Below are 16,992 nucleotides of genomic sequence, written 5' to 3' on the forward strand. Positions count from 1 at the left end.
ATGGTCAAGATCCGCCTCACCCGTGGCGGCGCGAAGAAGCGCCCCTTCTACCACATCATCGTCACCGACAGCCGCAGCGCACGCGACGGCCGCAACATCGAGCGCGTGGGTTTCTACAACCCGGTTGCCCAGGGCAACGAAAAGCGCGTCGAGCTCGACCTCGAGCGCGTCAAGCACTGGGTTTCCAAGGGTGCGCAGCTGACCGACAAGGTCGCCGTGCTCTGCAAGGACGCGGCCAAGGCCGCTCCGGCCGCCCCGGCTGCCTGAACCGGCGGGCCGCGGTTCGATCCGCGGCCATGCTGTTCTGCGGCACGCTTTCCGGCGACACGCACACATGAATCATGATCCGGGGCGCCGCATCCTGCTGGGCAGGGTGAACGGCGCCTTCGGTGTGCGTGGTGAAATCAAGCTGGAGTCGTGGACGGAACCGCGCGAAGCCATCTTCCGCTACCAGCCCTGGATCCTGCGGGACCCGCAGGGCGGCGAGCGGGAGTTGCGCGGCGTGCGCGGCAAGGTCAGCGGCAAGAGCCTGGTGGCCACGTTTCCCGACGTCACCGACCGCGACATGGTCGAGGCGATGCGTGGCACCGAGATCTACGTCCCGCGCAGCGCGCTGCCGCCGCCCAGCCCGGGCGAGTACTACTGGGTCGACCTGGAAGGCCTGCGCGTGCTGACGGTCGAGGGCGTGGACTTCGGCACCGTCTCGCACGTCTTCGCCACCGGCGCCAATGACGTGCTGGTGGCCCGCGACGGCGAGCGCGAGCGCCTGATTCCCTTCGTGCAGCCGCAGTACGTCACCGGCGTCGACTTCGACGCGGGCGTGGTCACGGTCGACTGGGATCCGGATTTCTAGCCCGGCCCGGCCGTCACCCGCCCAGCCCACCGTCACCGCGGATGCATCGCGCGATGACACACTTCCGTCCAGCCGCTCCTGCCTTTCGAGGGTGTCCGCGTGCGCATCGACGTCATCAGCCTGTTTCCCGAATTCGTCGCCCAGTGCGCCGCGTTCGGCGTGACCGGGCGGGCGGGCGAGCGCGGCCTGCTGCAGCTCCACGGCTGGAATCCGCGCGACTTCGCCCAGGGCAACTACCGCCGGGTCGATGAGCGCCCGTTCGGCGGCGGGCCGGGCATGGTGATGATGATCGACCCGCTGCGGGCTGCCCTCCAGGCGGCGCGCGAGGCCGATCCCAGGCCGACGCGCGTGATCTACCTCAGTCCCCAGGGCGTTCCGTTCACCCAGGCCAGGGCCCGCGAGCTGGCCACGCGGGAACGCATGGTGCTGCTGTGCGGGCGTTACGAAGGCATCGACGAGCGGCTGATCGAGGCGGAGGTCGACGAGGAGCTGTCGATCGGCGACTACGTGCTGTCCGGCGGCGAGCTGGCCGCGGCGGTGGTCATCGACGCGGTGGCGCGGCTCCAGGAAGGCGCGCTCGGGGACGACCAGTCGGCCGTCCAGGACAGCTTCGAGGACGGCCTGCTGGACTGCCCGCATTACACCCGGCCGGTCGAACACGAGCTCGGGCAGGTGCCGCCGGTGCTCATGTCCGGCAACCACGCCCAGATCGCCCGCTGGCGCCGGCTGGAGTCGCTGGGGCGCACCTGGCGCCGCCGGCCGGACCTGCTGGACGAGGCCGCCCTGTCCAAGACCGACCGGGCGCTGCTGGATGCCTACCGCGCCAGGCTGGCCGAGATCGGCGACGACTCGGACGGCTGAACGGCCCCCCCGGGGTCCGGCGGCGCGGCCAAGGCGCGATGTCCCGGCCCGGCCAGGCGGGGAAAAAACCGGCTAACCCCTAGCCACGAAAGGAAAAAGGCCGCTACAATTGGCGGCTAGCTCCACCGATGCCCGACGCGGGTCCACGTGCACTCGCGCGATAACTACTCAAACAGGCCATAGCCATGAACAAGCCCTCTCTCCATACGCTCCTGCAGAATTTCGAAGCCGAACAGGTGCAGCGCCAGCTGCCGGACTTCGGCCCGGGCGACACCGTCGTCGTCAACGTCAAGGTCAAGGAAGGCAACCGCGAACGCGTCCAGGCCTATGAAGGCGTGGTGATCGGCAAGAAGAACGCCGGCCTGAACTCCTCGTTCACGGTCCGCAAGATTTCGCACGGCTACGGCGTCGAGCGCGTGTTCCAGACCCACAGCGCGGTCATCGATTCGCTGGAAGTCAAGCGCCGCGGCAAGGTCCGCGCCGGCAAGCTGTACTACCTGCGTGGCCTGGAAGGCAAGAAGGCGCGCATCAAGGAAGACCTCGCCGCCTACGCCAAGGCGAAGGCCGCACAGCCGCAGAAGTAATTTTCGCGCCTGCGCGACCCGAACGGCCGCCCTTGGGCGGCCGTTTGCGTTTGGACGATCGCGCAGCCGACGGATCTCGCGACCGCGGTGCGTGTCGTCCACACCATCTTTCCATCGCGGCGGGACACTATCCGCATGGGAACTGTCCGAATGGAATCCACCCGAATGGAAGCTGCGAACTCCGACAGCGTGCGCCTGGACCTGTGGCTCTGGGCCGCACGCTTCTTCAAGACCCGCGCCCTCGCCCGGCAGGCCATCGACACCGGCAAGGTGGAGTGGGGCGGTCAACGCGCGAAGGCCTCGCGCGCGGTGCGCGTGGGCGACGCGCTGCGCATCGCCCGTGGCGAGGATCAGTACGAAGTGCAGGTGCTGGCGGTCAGCGACACGCGCGGGCCGGCCAGCGTCGCCCAGGGGCTCTACGCCGAAAGCGAGGAGTCGCGGATCAGGCGGGAAGCCGCGCGCGCAACGCGGGCGGCCGAACGCGCGGGCTTCCGACCGCCGGAGACCAAGCCCGACAAACGCGCGCGGCGTCTGATCCGCGCGCTCGGGGACATCGACGCGACCTGACCCGTTCCCGTCGGACGCACCGACGGGCCGGTTGTGCGCTCAGCGCAGGTCGCGACCGGGTTGCCGGTTCCCCAACGCCGATCCGGCCAGGCCGATGAGGTCGGAGAAGTCCGTGTCCCCATCGCCATCGCGATCGAGCACGGCGCCGAGCAGGCCACCGCCCAGCCCGCCGCGCTGCCGGATCTGCTCATGTTCGTCGCCCAGGGTCTGGCCCAGCGCCTGCGGGCTCGCGCGCCCCTGCGAGAAGGTCCGCTTGGCCAGATAGGCGAGCACGATCGGTGCCAGCATCTTCAGCAGGGAACCGGCCTGGCTGCTGCCCAGTCCGGTGGCCGATCCCAGTCCGCGCGCCGCGCCCTCCTGGCGGTTGCCGAAGATGTGGCCGAGGATTTCCGCGCCCTGGCCGCCGCCGCCCAGCGCCGAGCCGAGCACGCTGCCGATATCCAGGCCGGCATGGTCACGTTCGAGCGCGCCGTAAAGCGCGTCGGCGCCCTGCGGCTGGCTGGCGTTGCGACCCAGCGCGCCCAGCAACAGGGGCAGGGCCGCGGACACCGCGCCGGAGGCCTGCGATTCGGAGAGGCCCAGTTGCTGGCTGATCTGGGCAAGTTGGGGGCCCTGCAGCTGGTTCAGGAGGTCGTCGCTCAGCAGCGTGTTCATGCCGGACCCTCGGGGGAATGATGGGAACGCAATCGTAGTCCCGCATCGTTCGCGACGAGTGACGAAGGCCGCCGCCACCAGGCGGGAATCGCCGGCATCCACCACGCCCATCCGGGCTCGCGCGCGAACGCCGACGGCCACCGTTCCAATGCCGGGTCGGGAACGGACTACCACGCGCCCGTAGTGGGCGGCTGCGCCGTGCTCAGAGCAGTTGCTTGAGCCGGTACAACGCCTCGAGCGCCTGCTTGGGCGTGAGATCGTCGGGGTCGATGCCGGTCAGTGCATCCAGTGCCGCCGATGTGGGCGCGAACAGGCCGAACTGCTGCGGCTGGTCCAGCGCGGGAGCGCTGAGGTCCGGACGCGGCGCATCGCGTCCCTGCTGTTCGAGTTCGGCCAGGCGGCCGCGCGCCTGCTTCACCACGGCCTTGGGCAGGCCGGCGAGCGCCGCGACCTGCAGTCCGAAGCTGCGGTCGGCCGGGCCGTCCTTGACCGCGTGCATGAAGACCAGCGATTCACCGTGCTCGACCGCGTCCAGGTGCACGTTGGCGATGCCGCTGCCGGGTTCGGCCAGCGCCGTGAGCTCGAAGTAGTGCGTCGCGAAGAGCGTGTACGCGCGATTGGCGTGGGCCAAGTGCCGCGCGCAGGCCTCGGCGAGGGCGAGGCCGTCGTAGGTCGACGTGCCTCGGCCGATCTCGTCCATCAACACCAGCGACTGCGCGGTCGCGTGGTGGAGGATGTAGGAGGTCTCGCTCATTTCGACCATGAAGGTCGACTGCCCGCGGGCCAGGTCGTCGCCGGCGCCGATGCGGGTGAGGATGCGGTCGACCGGGCCGATGCAGGCGCGCGTGGCCGGCACGAAGCTGCCGATATGGGCCAGCAGCACGATCAGCGCGTTCTGGCGCATGTAGGTGCTCTTGCCGCCCATGTTCGGGCCGGTGATCACCAGCATGCGGCGGGCGTCGTGCAGGTCCAGGTCGTTGGGTTCGAAGGGCTCGGCGCGCACGGCCTCCACGACCGGATGCCGGCCGCGTTCGATGCGGATGCCATCGCCGTCGGTCAGTTCGGGGCGCGACCAGTCCAGGGCCTGGGCGCGTTCGGCCAGGCAGGCCAGCACGTCGATCTCGGCCAGGCTGGCGGCGCAGCACTTGAGCGGTTCCAGGCGCGCGTTGAGCGCATCGAGCAGTTGTTCGTACAGCAGGCGCTCGCGCGCGAGCGAGCGTTCGCGGGCGGACAGCACCTTGTCTTCGAACTGCTTGAGTTCCTGGGTGATGTAGCGCTCGGCGCCGGTCAGCGTCTGGCGGCGCGTGTAGTGGGCGGGCGCCTTGTCCGACTGGCCCTTGCTGATCTCGATGAAATAGCCGTGGACGCGGTTGTAGCCGACCTTGAGCGTACCGATGCCGGTGCTCGCCCGCTCGCGGGCTTCCAGGTCGATCAGGAACTGGTCGGCATGCGTGGAGAGCGTGCGCAGCTCGTCCAGTTCGGCGTCGTAACCGTCGGCGAAGATCCCGCCGTCGCGCGCCAGTACCGGTGGCTGCGGCATCAGCGCGCGGGCCAGCAGGCCGGCGTGTTCGCCGTGGTCGCCCAGCTGCGCGGTGAGTTCGGACAGGCGCGGCGAGTCGAGCGCGGCCAGGTGGCCGCAGGCGACGGGCAGCAGGCCCAGGCCGTCGCGCAGGGTGGACAGGTCGCGCGGCCGGGCGCTGCGCAGGGCCACGCGCGCGAGGATGCGCTCGAGATCGCCCAGCGCGCGGAAGGCCTCGCGCAGCCGCTGCGCCACGCCCGATTCGATCAGCGCCGCCACCGCATGGTGGCGCCGGCGCAGCACCTCGCGATCGCGCAACGGGCGGTGCAGCCAGCGGCGCAGCAGGCGTCCGCCCATCGGGGTGATCGTGGAGTCCAGCACGCCCAGCAGCGTGGTGCGGGTGTCCCCGTCGACGCGCGTGTCCAGTTCCATGTGCCGGCGCGTGGCGGCGTTCATGGCGATGGCGCCATCGCCCGATTCCATGGCGATGGAGGTGAGGTGGGGCAGGCGCTGCTTCTGGGTTTCCTCGACGTAGCCCAGCAGCGCCGAGGCGGCCGCGATGCCCAGCGGCCGGTCGTCGATGCCGAAGCCGGAAAGGTCGTGCACGGCGAAGAACCGCAGCAGCTGGCGGCGGCCGCTGTCGGCGTCGAACAGCCACGGCGCGCGGCGACGCAGGCCGGTACGGGCGAGCAGGAAACCGCTCCAGCCCTCCTCGTCGGGAATCAGCACTTCGGCCGGCTCCAGGCGGGACAGTTCCGCTTCCAGCCCGTCTTCGGTGGCGACCTCGTTGACCAGCAGGCGTCCCGCGGCCAGGTCCGCCCAGGCGATGCCGAAACCGGCCTTGCCCCTTGCCACGGCCATCAGCAGCGTGTCGCGGCGTTCGTTGAGGAGGGCTTCGTCGGTCACCGTGCCGGGGGTCACGATGCGCACGACCTTGCGCTCGACCAGGCCCTTGGCCAGGGCGGGATCGCCGATCTGTTCGCAGATTGCCACCGATTCGCCAAGCGCGACCAGCCGTGCGAGATAGCCTTCGTACGCATGGACCGGCACGCCGGCCATGGGGATGGGCTGGCCGGCCGAACTGCCGCGCTGGGTCAGGGTGATGTCGAGCAGTCGCGCCGCCTTGCGGGCGTCGTCGAAGAACAGCTCGTAGAAGTCGCCCATACGGAAGAACAGCAGAACGTCCGGATGCTCCGCCTTGGCGGCGAAGAACTGCTTCATCAGGGGCGTGTGCTCGGCGGGAGGCGCGGCGGGGGCGCGTTCGGGTTCCACGGTGCGGTCGTGCGGAGGGGGCGTGCTGTCCATCGAGGTCCGGTGCGGCTGGTACGTGCAACGGGCTGCATGATGACAGCAAGCGGGCGGCCGATGCGCGCCGCGCCGCACGGCCCGTGAAGGGAGCCGGGGCATATGCTAGCTTCACACCCGACTGCCCTGTATGCCGCGACAGCGGGCCACGGGTAGGGCACACCGCGCAAGGGGCGGCGCGGACAAGAAAAACCGGAATCCGGAGCGGCGCGGGCCGCTCCCGACCAAATGGGGGCTCGTCCATGAAAGGCAACGCGCAGAGAAAAGTCTTGTCGCTGGCGGTGATTGCCGTGCTGGCCACGATGGTGGGCCTGCCGGCGCACGCACAGGAGGCTCCGGCGGCCGCGCCGGCGCCTGGCGAGCGTGCTCCGGGTGAGCAGGAGAAGGCCACCACGCTTTCGGAGATCGTCGTCACCGCCCAGAAGCGCGAGGAGACGTTGCAGAACGTCCCGATCGCGCTGACCGCGTTGCCCGAGCAGTTGCTGCAGGACACCGGCGTCAAGGACATCAAGGACCTGCAGATCCTGGTGCCCGGCCTGACCGTCACCAGCACCCAGAACGAAGCCATCACCACCGCGCGCATCCGCGGCATCGGCACGGTCGGCGACAACGCCGGCCTGGAATCGTCGGTGGGCGTGGTGATCGACGGCGTCTACCGCCCGCGCAACAGTGTCGGCTTCGGCGACCTGGGCGAGCTGGAGCGCATCGAAGTGCTCAAGGGGCCGCAGGGCACGATCTTCGGCAAGAACACGTCGGCGGGCGTCATCAACGTCATCACCCGCCGGCCCTACTACGGCACCGGCGTCGAGGGTGAGGTCACGGTCGGGGACTACAACGCCCTGGGCCTGGCCGGTGCCTTCAACACCACGCTCGGCGAGCGGTCGGCGATGCGCGTTTACGCGGTCAAGCGCGAACGCGACGGCTTCATGGACGTGCATACCGGCGGCGGTCCGCGGCAGGAAACGGAGGACGGCGACCAGAACTTCCATTCGCTGCGCGGCCAGCTGCTGTTCGAGCCCACCGATACGCTGGATATCCTGTTCGCGGCCGATTACACCAGCCGTGAGGAAACCTGCTGCGCGGCCGCCACCATCGTGCGAGGCGGCACGGCGGCCATCATCAATGCGCTGTCGCCGGATGAAGGCGTGGCGCCCGTGGCCGATCCGTTCGCCCGTGATGCCTGGAGCAACCGCAGCACCGAACAGGACGTCAAGGACAAGGGCGTCCAGGCCGAGGTCAACTGGGATACGCCCTGGTTCTCGGGCGCGACGCTGACCTCGATCACCGCCAATCGCGAGTGGGATGCCATCAACGGCCTGGACTTCGACTTCACCAGCGCCGACCTGCTCTACCGCAATCCGGATCCGAACGAATCGCTGACTGCTTTCGACACCTTCAGCCAGGAATTCCGGCTGACCGGCTCGACCGATTCGATCGACTGGATGTTCGGCGCGTTCTACTCGGACGAGGACCTGGCGCGCAACGATTCCTACCGGATCGGCGCCGCGTACGAGCCTTACCTCTCCACCCTGGTCGGCGCGCGCGTGCTCGGCGCACTGGCGCAGCAGCTGGCGCCGCTCGGCATCACGGTGGACCTGTCCAACCCGGCGATCTTCCTGTCGCAGGTAAGTGGACAGCCGTTTGGCACGAACTTCACCGGCCTGGGCGCGCTCGACCGGCACCGCCAGAACTCCAAGAGCCTGGCGTTCTTCACCAACAACACCTGGCACGCCACCGACGCCCTCGACCTGACCCTGGGCCTGCGCTACACGCGCGAGGACAAGGAAGTCGATTCGACCTTCAGCAATCCCAACGGCAGCATCGGCTGCGGATCGGTGCTGGCCAACCCGGCGGCACGCGTCGGTGGCGCGCTGGCGCAGCGGATTCCCAACTTCGCCGCGCTGCCGCCTGCCATCCAGGCCCAGCTGATCGGGGCCGTGGCGCCGCAGATCGCGGGCTTCATGTGCCTGCCCTGGGCCAACGCGCTGCACAACGGCCGCGCGACGCACCAGGAGCGCGAGGAGAAAGAGTGGTCGGGAACGGTGAAGGCGGCCTACCGCTGGAACGAGACCGTGATGACCTACTTCTCCGCCGCGCGCGGCTACAAGGCCGGCGGCTTCAACCTGGACCGGGTGCAGTCCGCCGACGGCCTGTCCACCAGTGGAGCAGGCGTCCGGCCGGTGAACGACACCTCGTTCCCGGGTGAGTTCGTCGACAGCTATGAACTGGGCGCCAAGACCACCTGGGCCGACGGCAACCTGCTGCTCAACGCGACCTTGTTCCACCAGACCTACAGCGACTTCCAGCTCAACAGCTTCCTGGGCACCAGCTTCGTCGTCCGCTCGATCCCCGAAGTGATATCCCAGGGTGTCGACACCGAAGTGCTGTGGAAGTCCGGCATCGACGGCCTGAGCTTCCAGGGTGGCCTGACCTACGCCGACACCAAGTACGGCGATGAACGGCCGACTGTGGAATTCCTGGACACGCCGGCCGCCAATCCCGGTTCGCTCTACAAGCTGCCCGGCAGCCAGGCCAGCTTCGCGCCGAAGTGGTCGGGGTCGGGCGCTGTCACCTACGAATGGGATTTCGGCTCCAGCCTGGTCGGTCGTTTCAACCTGGGCGCCAAGTACATGTCGGATTTCAACACCGGCTCGGACCTGGACGTGGAAAAGGAGCAGGACGCCTACACGGTGGTCAACGCCCGCATCGGCTTCGGCCGCAAGGACAAGCGCTGGATGGTGGAAGCCTGGGCGCAGAACCTGACCGACGCCGAATACATGCAGGTGGCGTTCGATGCGCCGCTGCAGGCGCCGGGTACTTCGCTGCCGGGCGATCCGCTGAACTCCTACAACGCGTTCCTCGGCGCGCCGCGCACCTACGGCTTGACCCTGCGGGTGCAGTACTGAGACATGCGCACGACGGCCCGCCGCGAGGCGGGCCGTCGCATGCCCGGCGCGATCGGCGGCCCGGCTATAGTTCGCCGATGGACGACACCGCCAGCCCCGAACACCTTTCCCGCCTCGCCCAGGAACTGGGCGCCGCGGCGCTGGCCCGCCACCACAGCCTGGTGACCGCCGAAAGCTGCACCGGGGGCTGGATCGCCAAGGTGCTGACCGACATCGCCGGGTCTTCGGCCTGGTTCGAATGCGGCATCGCCGCCTACAGCTACGAATCCAAGCAGGCCCTGCTGGGCGTGCGTCCTGAGACGCTGGAGCACCATGGCGCGGTCAGCCGCGAGACCGTCCTCGAGATGGTCTCCGGCGCGCTCGTGCACTCGGGCGCGACGCTGGCCGTGGCCGTGACCGGGATTGCCGGGCCCTCCGGCGGCACCGCCGACAAGCCCGTGGGCACCGTGTGGATCGGCTGGAAGCGACGAGGCGGCTACGCGGCGGCCGAGGTGTTCCATTTCGAAGGGGACCGGGACGCGGTGCGTCGCCGGACCGTGGCCGCGGCCCTGAAAGGCCTGCTGGCGCTGGCGGTCTGAGGGCTTGCAATTGCCGGAAGGGCGTTAGTAGTATTGCTACTAATGAACCTGACCGACACCCAGCGCGCCATCCTCGCCCTCATCGCCGAGCGGATCGAAGGCGAGGGCGTCCCGCCTTCGCAGACCGAGATCGCGACGGCCTTCGGCTTCAGCAGCGTCCGCGCCGCGCAGTACCACCTCGAGGCCCTGGAGCGCGCAGGCGCCATCCAGCGCATCCCGGGCCAGGCGCGGGGCATCCGCCTCACCCAGGCCGGCCGCCCGCCCGCCGCCAACGACGATGCCCTGCGCCTGCCGGTGCTCGGCCAGGTCGCAGCGGGTGCGCCGATCGGCGCCGGGACGGATCTGGAAGCCGACAACTACGTCCTGCTCGACAAGAACTTCTTCGCGCCCGCGCCGGACTACCTGCTCAAGGTCAAGGGCGACTCGATGCGCGACGAGGGGATCTTCGACGGCGACCTGATCGGCGTGCACCGCACGACCCAGGCACGCAGCGGCCAGATCGTCGTGGCCCGGATCGACGACGAAGTCACGGTGAAGCTGCTCAAGATCGGGCGGGACCGCATCCGGCTGCTGCCACGCAACCCGGACTACGCCCCCATCGAGGTCTTGCCCGACCAGGACTTCGCGATCGAAGGGCTGTATTGCGGCCTGGTGAGGCCCAACCGATGACATCGGACCTCGCTGCCACCCAATGGCGGCGTTTTCCTACCCCGCCGCAGGCCGCGCATCCCTCGCGCGACCGCAGGCTGGACCGGATACTTTTTTTGCAGGCAGTCCGTCGCGTCTCAGTCTCTGCGATACCCGGCCGCTAACCTGACCTCATTGCGACATTCACCTCCGAACCAAGGAACCGCCACGATGGATGAGAACAAGAAGCGCGCCCTCTCGGCCGCCCTGGGCCAGATCGAAAAGCAGTACGGCAAGGGAGCGGTCATGCGCATGGGCGACCAGGTGGCCGAACCGGTCGAGGTCATCGGCACCGGCTCGCTGATGCTGGACATCGCGCTGGGCATCGGTGGCCTGCCCAAGGGCCGCGTCGTGGAAATCTACGGTCCCGAGTCCTCGGGCAAGACCACGCTTACCCTGCAGACCATCGCCCAGTGCCAGAAGCTCGGAGGCACCTGCGCCTTCGTGGACGCCGAACACGCCCTCGATCCGACCTACGCCTCCAAGCTGGGCGTGAACGTGGACGACCTGCTGGTGAGCCAGCCCGACACCGGCGAACAGGCGCTGGAAATCGCGGACATGCTGGTCCGTTCCAACGCGGTGGACATGGTGGTCATCGACTCGGTAGCTGCACTGACGCCCAGGGCGGAAATCGAAGGCGAAATGGGCGACCAGCTGCCCGGTCTGCAGGCTCGCCTGATGAGCCAGGCCCTGCGCAAGCTCACCGGCAACATCAAGCGCAGCAACTGCATGGTGATCTTCATCAACCAGCTGCGCATGAAGATCGGCGTGATGATGCCCGGGCAAAGCCCGGAAACCACCACGGGCGGCAACGCGCTGAAGTTCTACGCCTCCATTCGCCTCGACATCCGCCGCATCGGCGCAGTGAAGAAGGGCGACGAGATCGTGGGCAACCAGACCCGCATCAAGGTCGTGAAGAACAAGATGGCCCCGCCTTTCAAGCAGGTCATCACGGAAATCCTGTACGGCGAGGGCATCTCGCGCGAAGGCGAGCTGATCGACATGGGCGTGGAAGCCAAGCTGGTCGAGAAGTCGGGTGCCTGGTATGGCTACAGCGGGGAACGCATCGGGCAGGGCAAGGAGAATGCCCGTCAGTACCTCAAGGACAACCCGCAGCTGGCCGCCCAGCTGGAGGCGTCGCTGCGCGAGAAGTTCACCCCCGCCGAAGCCCGTCGCGACGAGGGCGATGCTCCCGTCGCCGATGACTGATCGAAATTCCGGCACCCAGGTCGATGCGTGATTCGGATCTCGAAGTCCCGGACGGCCATGAATCGCCCGGGGCCCGCCGGCCAGACCCGGCGGCGGACGAGATGTCGCCGCTTCTGGCACCTGGGGCGCCGGGCAAGTCCCGGCGCAGGGTAGCCACCGTCACGGAGCGCGCCCTGGGGCTGCTGACGCGCAGGGAACATTCAAGGAAGGAACTGGTGCAAAAGCTCACCTCGCGCGGCATGGAAGCGGCCGAGGTGGAATCCACAGTAGCCCGTTTGGCCAATGACGGCTGGCAGGACGATACCCGGTTCGCCGAGAGTCTGGTCCGGGCGCGGGCCTCCTCGGGCTACGGCCCGGTCCGGCTTCGGGCCGAGCTGGCTACCCACGGGCTGGACCGGGACGCCGTCGCCCGGGCCCTGGACAGTTTTTCTGGCGACTGGGCCGAGATCGCCTCCGACCTCGTCCGTCGGCGCTTCGGCCCAGTCGCCAATTTTGACCTCGCCCGACGGCGCAAGGCTGTCGATTTGCTGGTCCGGCGGGGCTTCGACCGGACGGCCGTGCTGGCTGCCCTCCGGCCCGCCGACGAGGATTGAGGCGCCAACCGGCGGCGCTTGCGCCGCGTGCCTGATAGGCTAGAAGGCTTTCCGCATTGGGTTGTCCGCTGGGCCCGTCGCCGCCATGTCTGGTGGAACGGCCGGCGAGCAGCCCGGCCCAGCCCTTCGACTTTGCGCCAGGCATGAATACGCCCCGTCAACTTTCCACGACCGAAATCCGACGCGATTTCCTCGAATTCTTCCGCTCGAAGGGCCACGCCGTGGTGCCTTCCAGCCCGCTGGTGCCGGGCAACGACCCGACCCTGCTGTTCACTAACGCGGGCATGGTCCAGTTCAAGGATGTCTTCCTGGGTGCCGAGAAGCGCAGCTACGTGCGTGCGGTGTCCTCCCAGCGCTGTGTCCGCGCGGGTGGCAAGCACAATGACCTCGACCAGGTGGGCTACACCGCGCGGCATCACACGTTCTTTGAAATGCTGGGCAACTTCAGCTTCGGCGACTACTTCAAGCGCGATGCGATTGTCTGGGCCTGGGAGCTGCTGACCGACACCTGGCAGCTGCCCAAGGAGCGTCTGCTGGCGACCGTGTACCACACCGACGACGAGGCCTTCGAAATCTGGAACAAGGTGGTCGGCTTGCCAGCGGAGCGGATCATCCGGATCGGCGACAACAAGGGCGCGCCGTTCGCATCGGACAATTTCTGGCAGATGGCCGATACCGGCCCCTGCGGTCCGTGCACCGAGATCTTCTACGATCACGGTGCCCATATCGCGGGTGGTCCGCCCGGTTCGCCTGACGAAGATGGCGATCGTTTCATCGAGATCTGGAACAACGTCTTCATGCAGTTCGATCGCCAGGCCGACGGCACCTTGCTGCCGCTGCCTGCACCCTGCGTCGATACGGGCATGGGGCTCGAGCGTCTTGCGGCCGTGCTGCAGCACGTGCACAGCAACTATGAAATCGACCTTTTCCAGCACCTGATCAAGTCCGCAGCCCGCATCACCGGGACCCAGGATGTCGAGCACAAGTCGTTGCGGGTCATCGCCGACCATATCCGTGCGTGCGCATTCCTTATCGTCGACGGCGTGTTGCCCAGCAATGAGGGGCGCGGGTATGTGCTGCGCCGCATCGTCCGTCGTGCCGTGCGCCACTTCTGGAAGCTGGGCGCGCTGGATCCGCAGGGCGCCTTCTGGCGCATGGTCGAGCCCCTCGCCGAAGTGATGGGCGACGCCTACCCCGAACTGGTGCAGAAGCGCGAGCTCGTGGAGCGCGCGCTCAAGGGCGAAGAAGCCGCATTCGCGCAGACGCTGGATGCAGGCATGCAAAGGCTCGAAACCTACCTTGCACAGTCTGGCGGCACGATTGACGGCGAGCAGCTGTTCCAGTTGCACGACACCTACGGATGCCCGCCCGACCTGATCGCCGACATCCTGCGCGAGAAGGGCAACGAGCTTCCGGCCGGGGCCATGGCCGACTACGAACGGCTGATGGAACAGCAGCGCGAGCGCGCACGCGCGGCGGGCAAGTTCGGCGGCGCCACGACGCTGCCGGCGGAACTGGTCGCCCAGCTCAAGCCGACGGAATTCCTGGGGTACGAGAAGCTCACCGAAGGCGGGCTGGAAGTCGTCGGGATACTGAGGGACGGCAAGCCGGTGGAGACCCTCCAGCCGGGCGAGGAGGCCGTGATCATGCTCGATCGCACGCCGTTCTACGCCGAGAGCGGCGGACAGGTGGGTGATACCGGCGAGCTGGACGAAGCCGGTACCCGATTCCTGGTTCGAGACACGGTGAAGCTGGCTGGCCAGTTCCACGGCCACGTCGGCCAGCTGACTGCCGGGACCTTGCGCCGCGGCGATCGGCTGCTGGGCGCCGTTGATGCCAAGCGCCGTTCCGCCACCGTACTCAACCACAGCGCGACCCACCTGCTCCACGCCGCGCTTCGCGACATCCTCGGCACGCACGTGACCCAGAAGGGTTCCCTTGTCGCCCCCGATCGGCTGCGCTTCGATTTCTCCCATTTCCAGCCGCTGACCGTCGACGAACTTGCCCGCGTCGAGCGCCAGGTCAATGCGCAGATCCGCGACAACCACGCCGCCGAGGTCCACCACATGGGCATGCAGGAAGCGCTGGATTTTGGCGCGATGGCGCTGTTCGGCGAGAAGTACGGCGAACACGTCCGCGTGCTCCGGATGGGCGAAGCGTCGACCGAGCTGTGCGGCGGCACGCACGTGACCCGGACTGGTGACATTGGCCTGTTCAAGATCATCGCCGAAGGCGGTGTCTCCGCCGGTGTCCGCCGGATCGAGGCCGTCACCGGCCAGGGGGCGCTGGACCACGTCGCCGAGGGCGAGCGACGCCTGGACGAAGCGGCCGCGCTGCTTGGCGGCAATGCATCGGACCTCGCCGACAAGGTACGCAGCCTGCTGGACCGCCAGAAAAAGCTGGAGCGCGAGCTGGATTCGATCAAGGCCAAGGCTGCCTCGGGCGCCACGGCTGACTTGGCCGGCTCGGCCGTCGAGGTCCGTGGTGTCAAGGTAGTGGCCTCGCGACTGGAGGGTTTCGACGCCAAGGCGCTGCGCGAGGCGGTCGACAGGCTAAAGCATCAGTTGGGGTCGGCCGTTGTTGTGCTGGCCGGTGCCAACGCTGGCAAGGCGGCCCTGGTGGCCGGAGTCAGCGACGGGTTGTCTGGCAAGGTCAAGGCGGGCGAGCTACTGTCCCACGTGGCGGGCCAGATCAATGGCAAGGGCGGCGGTCGACCGGACCTTGCCCAGGGCGGCGGCGACGATGGTCCGGAGCTGGTCCGGGCACTGGCCGGCGTCACGGACTGGGTCACGCAGAAGCTGGCATGATGGCTGAATGTTGTATGTAGACAGGGGACGCCAAGCTGTTCGGGCCCAGGCGGGCTCCGTAATATGTGCGGCGTTTGTATTTGGAAGTAGGGCGTTCCAGAAGGACGGAGTGCCCAGTCCGGCGATCGAGGCCGGTAAGAGGAGATTCACATGCTTATCCTGACGCGTCGCGTCGGTGAGACCCTGATGATCGGTGACTCGGTGACTGTCACCGTGCTCGGCGTCAAGGGCAACCAGGTGCGTATCGGCATCACCGCACCCAAGGACGTCGCAGTCCATCGCGAGGAGATCTATCAGCGCATCCAGCGCGGCGAAGGTGCCCCCGAGCACGACCGAAAGGAAGATGCCGGCTGAAAGTTATTGCCGTATGAGGGTCGGAGCCGTTATGCTCTGCGCCCGCTGAGTTTGCCGCGGAGACTTGCCCGAGTGGCCGAAGGGGCTCCCCTGCTAAGGGAGTATGGGGTCAAAAGCTCCATCGAGGGTTCGAATCCCTCAGTCTCCGCCAGTTTCCAAAACGTCTCAAAATTGTTTGACGAGACGGATTCACAAATGCATAATTTCGCTTCTAGCTTTTGCGCCCGTAGCTCAGCTGGATAGAGCACCAGGCTACGAACTTGGTGGTCGGGAGTTCGAATCTCTCCGGGCGCACCACTTGCAGGGGCCGACAAGTCAACTTGTCGGCCCCTGTTTTTTTTGCAGAGCGGAATGCGGTGTATCGCATCCAGGCCGCTGGCACACCGGCAATCGCGCAAGGCGAAGTCGGATGATGCTGGAGATGCCACGCGGCATGAGTCAGCTCCCGAGCGCTCGCGCATGTTCGCAATGACCCTCGACACACCCGCACGGCAATCTCGCCGATGCTCGCGCACGCGCCTGCACTCCATCCGATTCCATTCGCGCGCATCGGCCAACGCACATGGCCAGGGGAACCAGTCCGAATTCCCTGCGAACGACGTCGCCGAAGGTGGCGGCGGCAGTTCGGTTGTTGGAATCGCGGAAGCAGTCCGCGGCGTACGCGAACGGGATGACGCACCGCTCCGGGCAGTTCCAGGACGCCCGCGCCGGCCGAAGCGTCAGTCGTCAGCCAGCAGCGCTGAAACGACGGGCCCGGGATGCTTCATCCAGGTGAAGTGGTCCGCCAGTGCGCCAAGCGCACGGCCATCCAGGACGCGGATGTGGCTTTGCGCGTGCGGGAGTTTTGACAGCAGGAAGCGCAGCGACGATGTCGGTGCAAGCCAGTCGCGATCGAGCACGACGCCCCTGGCCTGGACAAGCAGTCGCGCCATTCCGGCTTCAAGGTCGGCTGGCATGCCGGCAGCGGCGTAGCGCCCACTCAGCGCCGTTCGTGCCCAGTCGCGGATGAGGCTGCGCGATTCATTGCCGCCGAAGCCGATGCGGCGTCCCGGCAGATAACCGATCCGCGCCGCCAGCCACGGCAGAAAGCGGTACACCAGCGGCAGCCACCAGCGGGTACGCGGCGGGAATGCCCGCCAGTACGGGGCACCACTGGCCACCAGCCAGAACCGCCGTGCCTGGCCTGGATTCTGGCCGAGGAAGCACGCGCCCAGCTGACCGCCCAGGCTGTGGCCACCGAGGATGGATGCGTCCATCTCCAGGCGCGCGGCCATCGCTGCCGCGGCCGCAGGCAGGTCAAGCTCGAGCAGTTCGCGATATCCCCAGTCGACTGCTCGCGACGGGCGCAGGCTGCTGCTGCCGTTGCCGCGCCAGTCGTGGATGAACACCGCGATACCCCGCGCGCACAGCGCCTGCGCAAACGGCACGTAGTGCCGGGCAGCAACCCCCATGGCGGGCAGCCACAGCAGTCGGGCGCGCGGCTGCGCAGGGATCACCGCGGGCATCTGCCAACGG

General features: G+C 67.9%; 15 protein-coding genes and 2 tRNA genes. 14 read left to right on the top strand and 3 right to left on the bottom strand.

Annotated elements, in window-relative coordinates:
• The 5 genes from rpsP (at position 1) to I8J32_RS11040 (ending at position 2,865) form a co-directional block, all read left to right on the top strand.
• Positions 1 to 267: a 30S ribosomal protein S16 gene (gene rpsP, locus I8J32_RS11020; protein ID WP_200613097.1), complete on the top strand. Its 267-nt coding sequence runs from the start codon at positions 1 to 3 to the stop codon at positions 265 to 267.
• A 67-nt stretch (positions 268 to 334) separates the two neighbouring features.
• On the top strand, positions 335 to 853 hold the full coding sequence (gene rimM, locus I8J32_RS11025) for a ribosome maturation factor RimM (RefSeq protein WP_200612062.1): 519 nt from the start codon (positions 335 to 337) through the stop codon (positions 851 to 853).
• Positions 854 to 952: 99 nt separating this feature from the next.
• Positions 953 to 1,714 carry a tRNA (guanosine(37)-N1)-methyltransferase TrmD gene (trmD, locus tag I8J32_RS11030; RefSeq protein ID WP_200612065.1) on the top strand — a complete coding sequence of 254 codons (762 nt, stop codon included), beginning with the start codon at positions 953 to 955 and terminating at the stop codon, positions 1,712 to 1,714.
• Between the two features lie 185 nt (positions 1,715 to 1,899).
• Positions 1,900 to 2,298, top strand: a complete 399-nt coding sequence (gene rplS, locus I8J32_RS11035; protein ID WP_200612068.1) for a 50S ribosomal protein L19 — start codon at positions 1,900 to 1,902, stop codon at positions 2,296 to 2,298.
• Positions 2,299 to 2,448: 150 nt separating this feature from the next.
• Complete coding sequence (locus I8J32_RS11040; RefSeq protein ID WP_245156309.1) at positions 2,449 to 2,865, top strand: RNA-binding S4 domain-containing protein; 417 nt, start codon at positions 2,449 to 2,451, stop codon at positions 2,863 to 2,865.
• A 39-nt stretch (positions 2,866 to 2,904) separates the two neighbouring features.
• On the opposite strand, the gene I8J32_RS11045 is transcribed toward I8J32_RS11040, so the two are convergent.
• Both I8J32_RS11045 and mutS read right to left on the bottom strand, forming a co-directional pair.
• Positions 2,905 to 3,519, bottom strand: coding sequence for a DUF937 domain-containing protein (locus I8J32_RS11045; RefSeq protein ID WP_200612071.1), 615 nt, complete (start codon positions 3,517 to 3,519; stop codon positions 2,905 to 2,907).
• A 202-nt stretch (positions 3,520 to 3,721) separates the two neighbouring features.
• Positions 3,722 to 6,259 (bottom strand): DNA mismatch repair protein MutS, encoded by a 2,538-nt coding sequence (gene mutS, locus I8J32_RS11050; protein WP_245156510.1) that lies wholly within the window; start codon positions 6,257 to 6,259, stop codon positions 3,722 to 3,724.
• A gap of 326 nt (positions 6,260 to 6,585) precedes the next feature.
• On the opposite strand from mutS, the gene I8J32_RS11055 reads away from it, so the two are divergent.
• The 9 genes from I8J32_RS11055 to I8J32_RS11095 all read left to right on the top strand — a co-directional run bounded on the left by I8J32_RS11055 (position 6,586) and on the right by I8J32_RS11095 (position 15,774).
• A complete protein-coding gene (locus I8J32_RS11055; protein WP_245156310.1) occupies positions 6,586 to 9,249 on the top strand; it encodes a TonB-dependent receptor in 2,664 nt (887 codons plus the stop codon).
• A gap of 77 nt (positions 9,250 to 9,326) precedes the next feature.
• On the top strand, positions 9,327 to 9,827 hold the full coding sequence (locus I8J32_RS11060) for a CinA family protein (protein ID WP_200612077.1): 501 nt from the start codon (positions 9,327 to 9,329) through the stop codon (positions 9,825 to 9,827).
• A 42-nt stretch (positions 9,828 to 9,869) separates the two neighbouring features.
• On the top strand, positions 9,870 to 10,496 hold the full coding sequence (gene lexA, locus I8J32_RS11065) for a transcriptional repressor LexA (RefSeq protein ID WP_200612079.1): 627 nt from the start codon (positions 9,870 to 9,872) through the stop codon (positions 10,494 to 10,496).
• A 189-nt stretch (positions 10,497 to 10,685) separates the two neighbouring features.
• Positions 10,686 to 11,723, top strand: a complete 1,038-nt coding sequence (gene recA, locus I8J32_RS11070) for a recombinase RecA (protein ID WP_200612081.1) — start codon at positions 10,686 to 10,688, stop codon at positions 11,721 to 11,723.
• Between the two features lie 101 nt (positions 11,724 to 11,824).
• A complete protein-coding gene (locus I8J32_RS11075; RefSeq protein ID WP_200613106.1) occupies positions 11,825 to 12,316 on the top strand; it encodes a regulatory protein RecX in 492 nt (163 codons plus the stop codon).
• Between the two features lie 143 nt (positions 12,317 to 12,459).
• Positions 12,460 to 15,123 (top strand): alanine--tRNA ligase, encoded by a 2,664-nt coding sequence (gene alaS, locus I8J32_RS11080; RefSeq protein WP_200612082.1) that lies wholly within the window; start codon positions 12,460 to 12,462, stop codon positions 15,121 to 15,123.
• Positions 15,124 to 15,273: 150 nt separating this feature from the next.
• Entirely contained in the window at positions 15,274 to 15,477 is a 204-nt protein-coding gene (csrA, locus tag I8J32_RS11085) for a carbon storage regulator CsrA (RefSeq protein WP_200612083.1), read from the top strand.
• Between the two features lie 58 nt (positions 15,478 to 15,535).
• Positions 15,536 to 15,628, top strand: a tRNA-Ser gene (locus I8J32_RS11090).
• A gap of 69 nt (positions 15,629 to 15,697) precedes the next feature.
• Positions 15,698 to 15,774: transfer RNA gene (locus tag I8J32_RS11095), tRNA-Arg, on the top strand.
• A 422-nt stretch (positions 15,775 to 16,196) separates the two neighbouring features.
• Here the strand turns inward: I8J32_RS11095 and I8J32_RS11100 are convergent.
• Complete coding sequence (locus I8J32_RS11100; RefSeq protein ID WP_245156511.1) at positions 16,197 to 16,982, bottom strand: alpha/beta hydrolase family protein; 786 nt, start codon at positions 16,980 to 16,982, stop codon at positions 16,197 to 16,199.
• Positions 16,983 to 16,992 lie beyond the last annotated feature (10 nt).

Origin of the sequence: Lysobacter solisilvae, from assembly GCF_016613535.2 — a bacterium.
Lineage (GTDB): Bacteria > Pseudomonadota > Gammaproteobacteria > Xanthomonadales > Xanthomonadaceae > Agrilutibacter > Agrilutibacter solisilvae.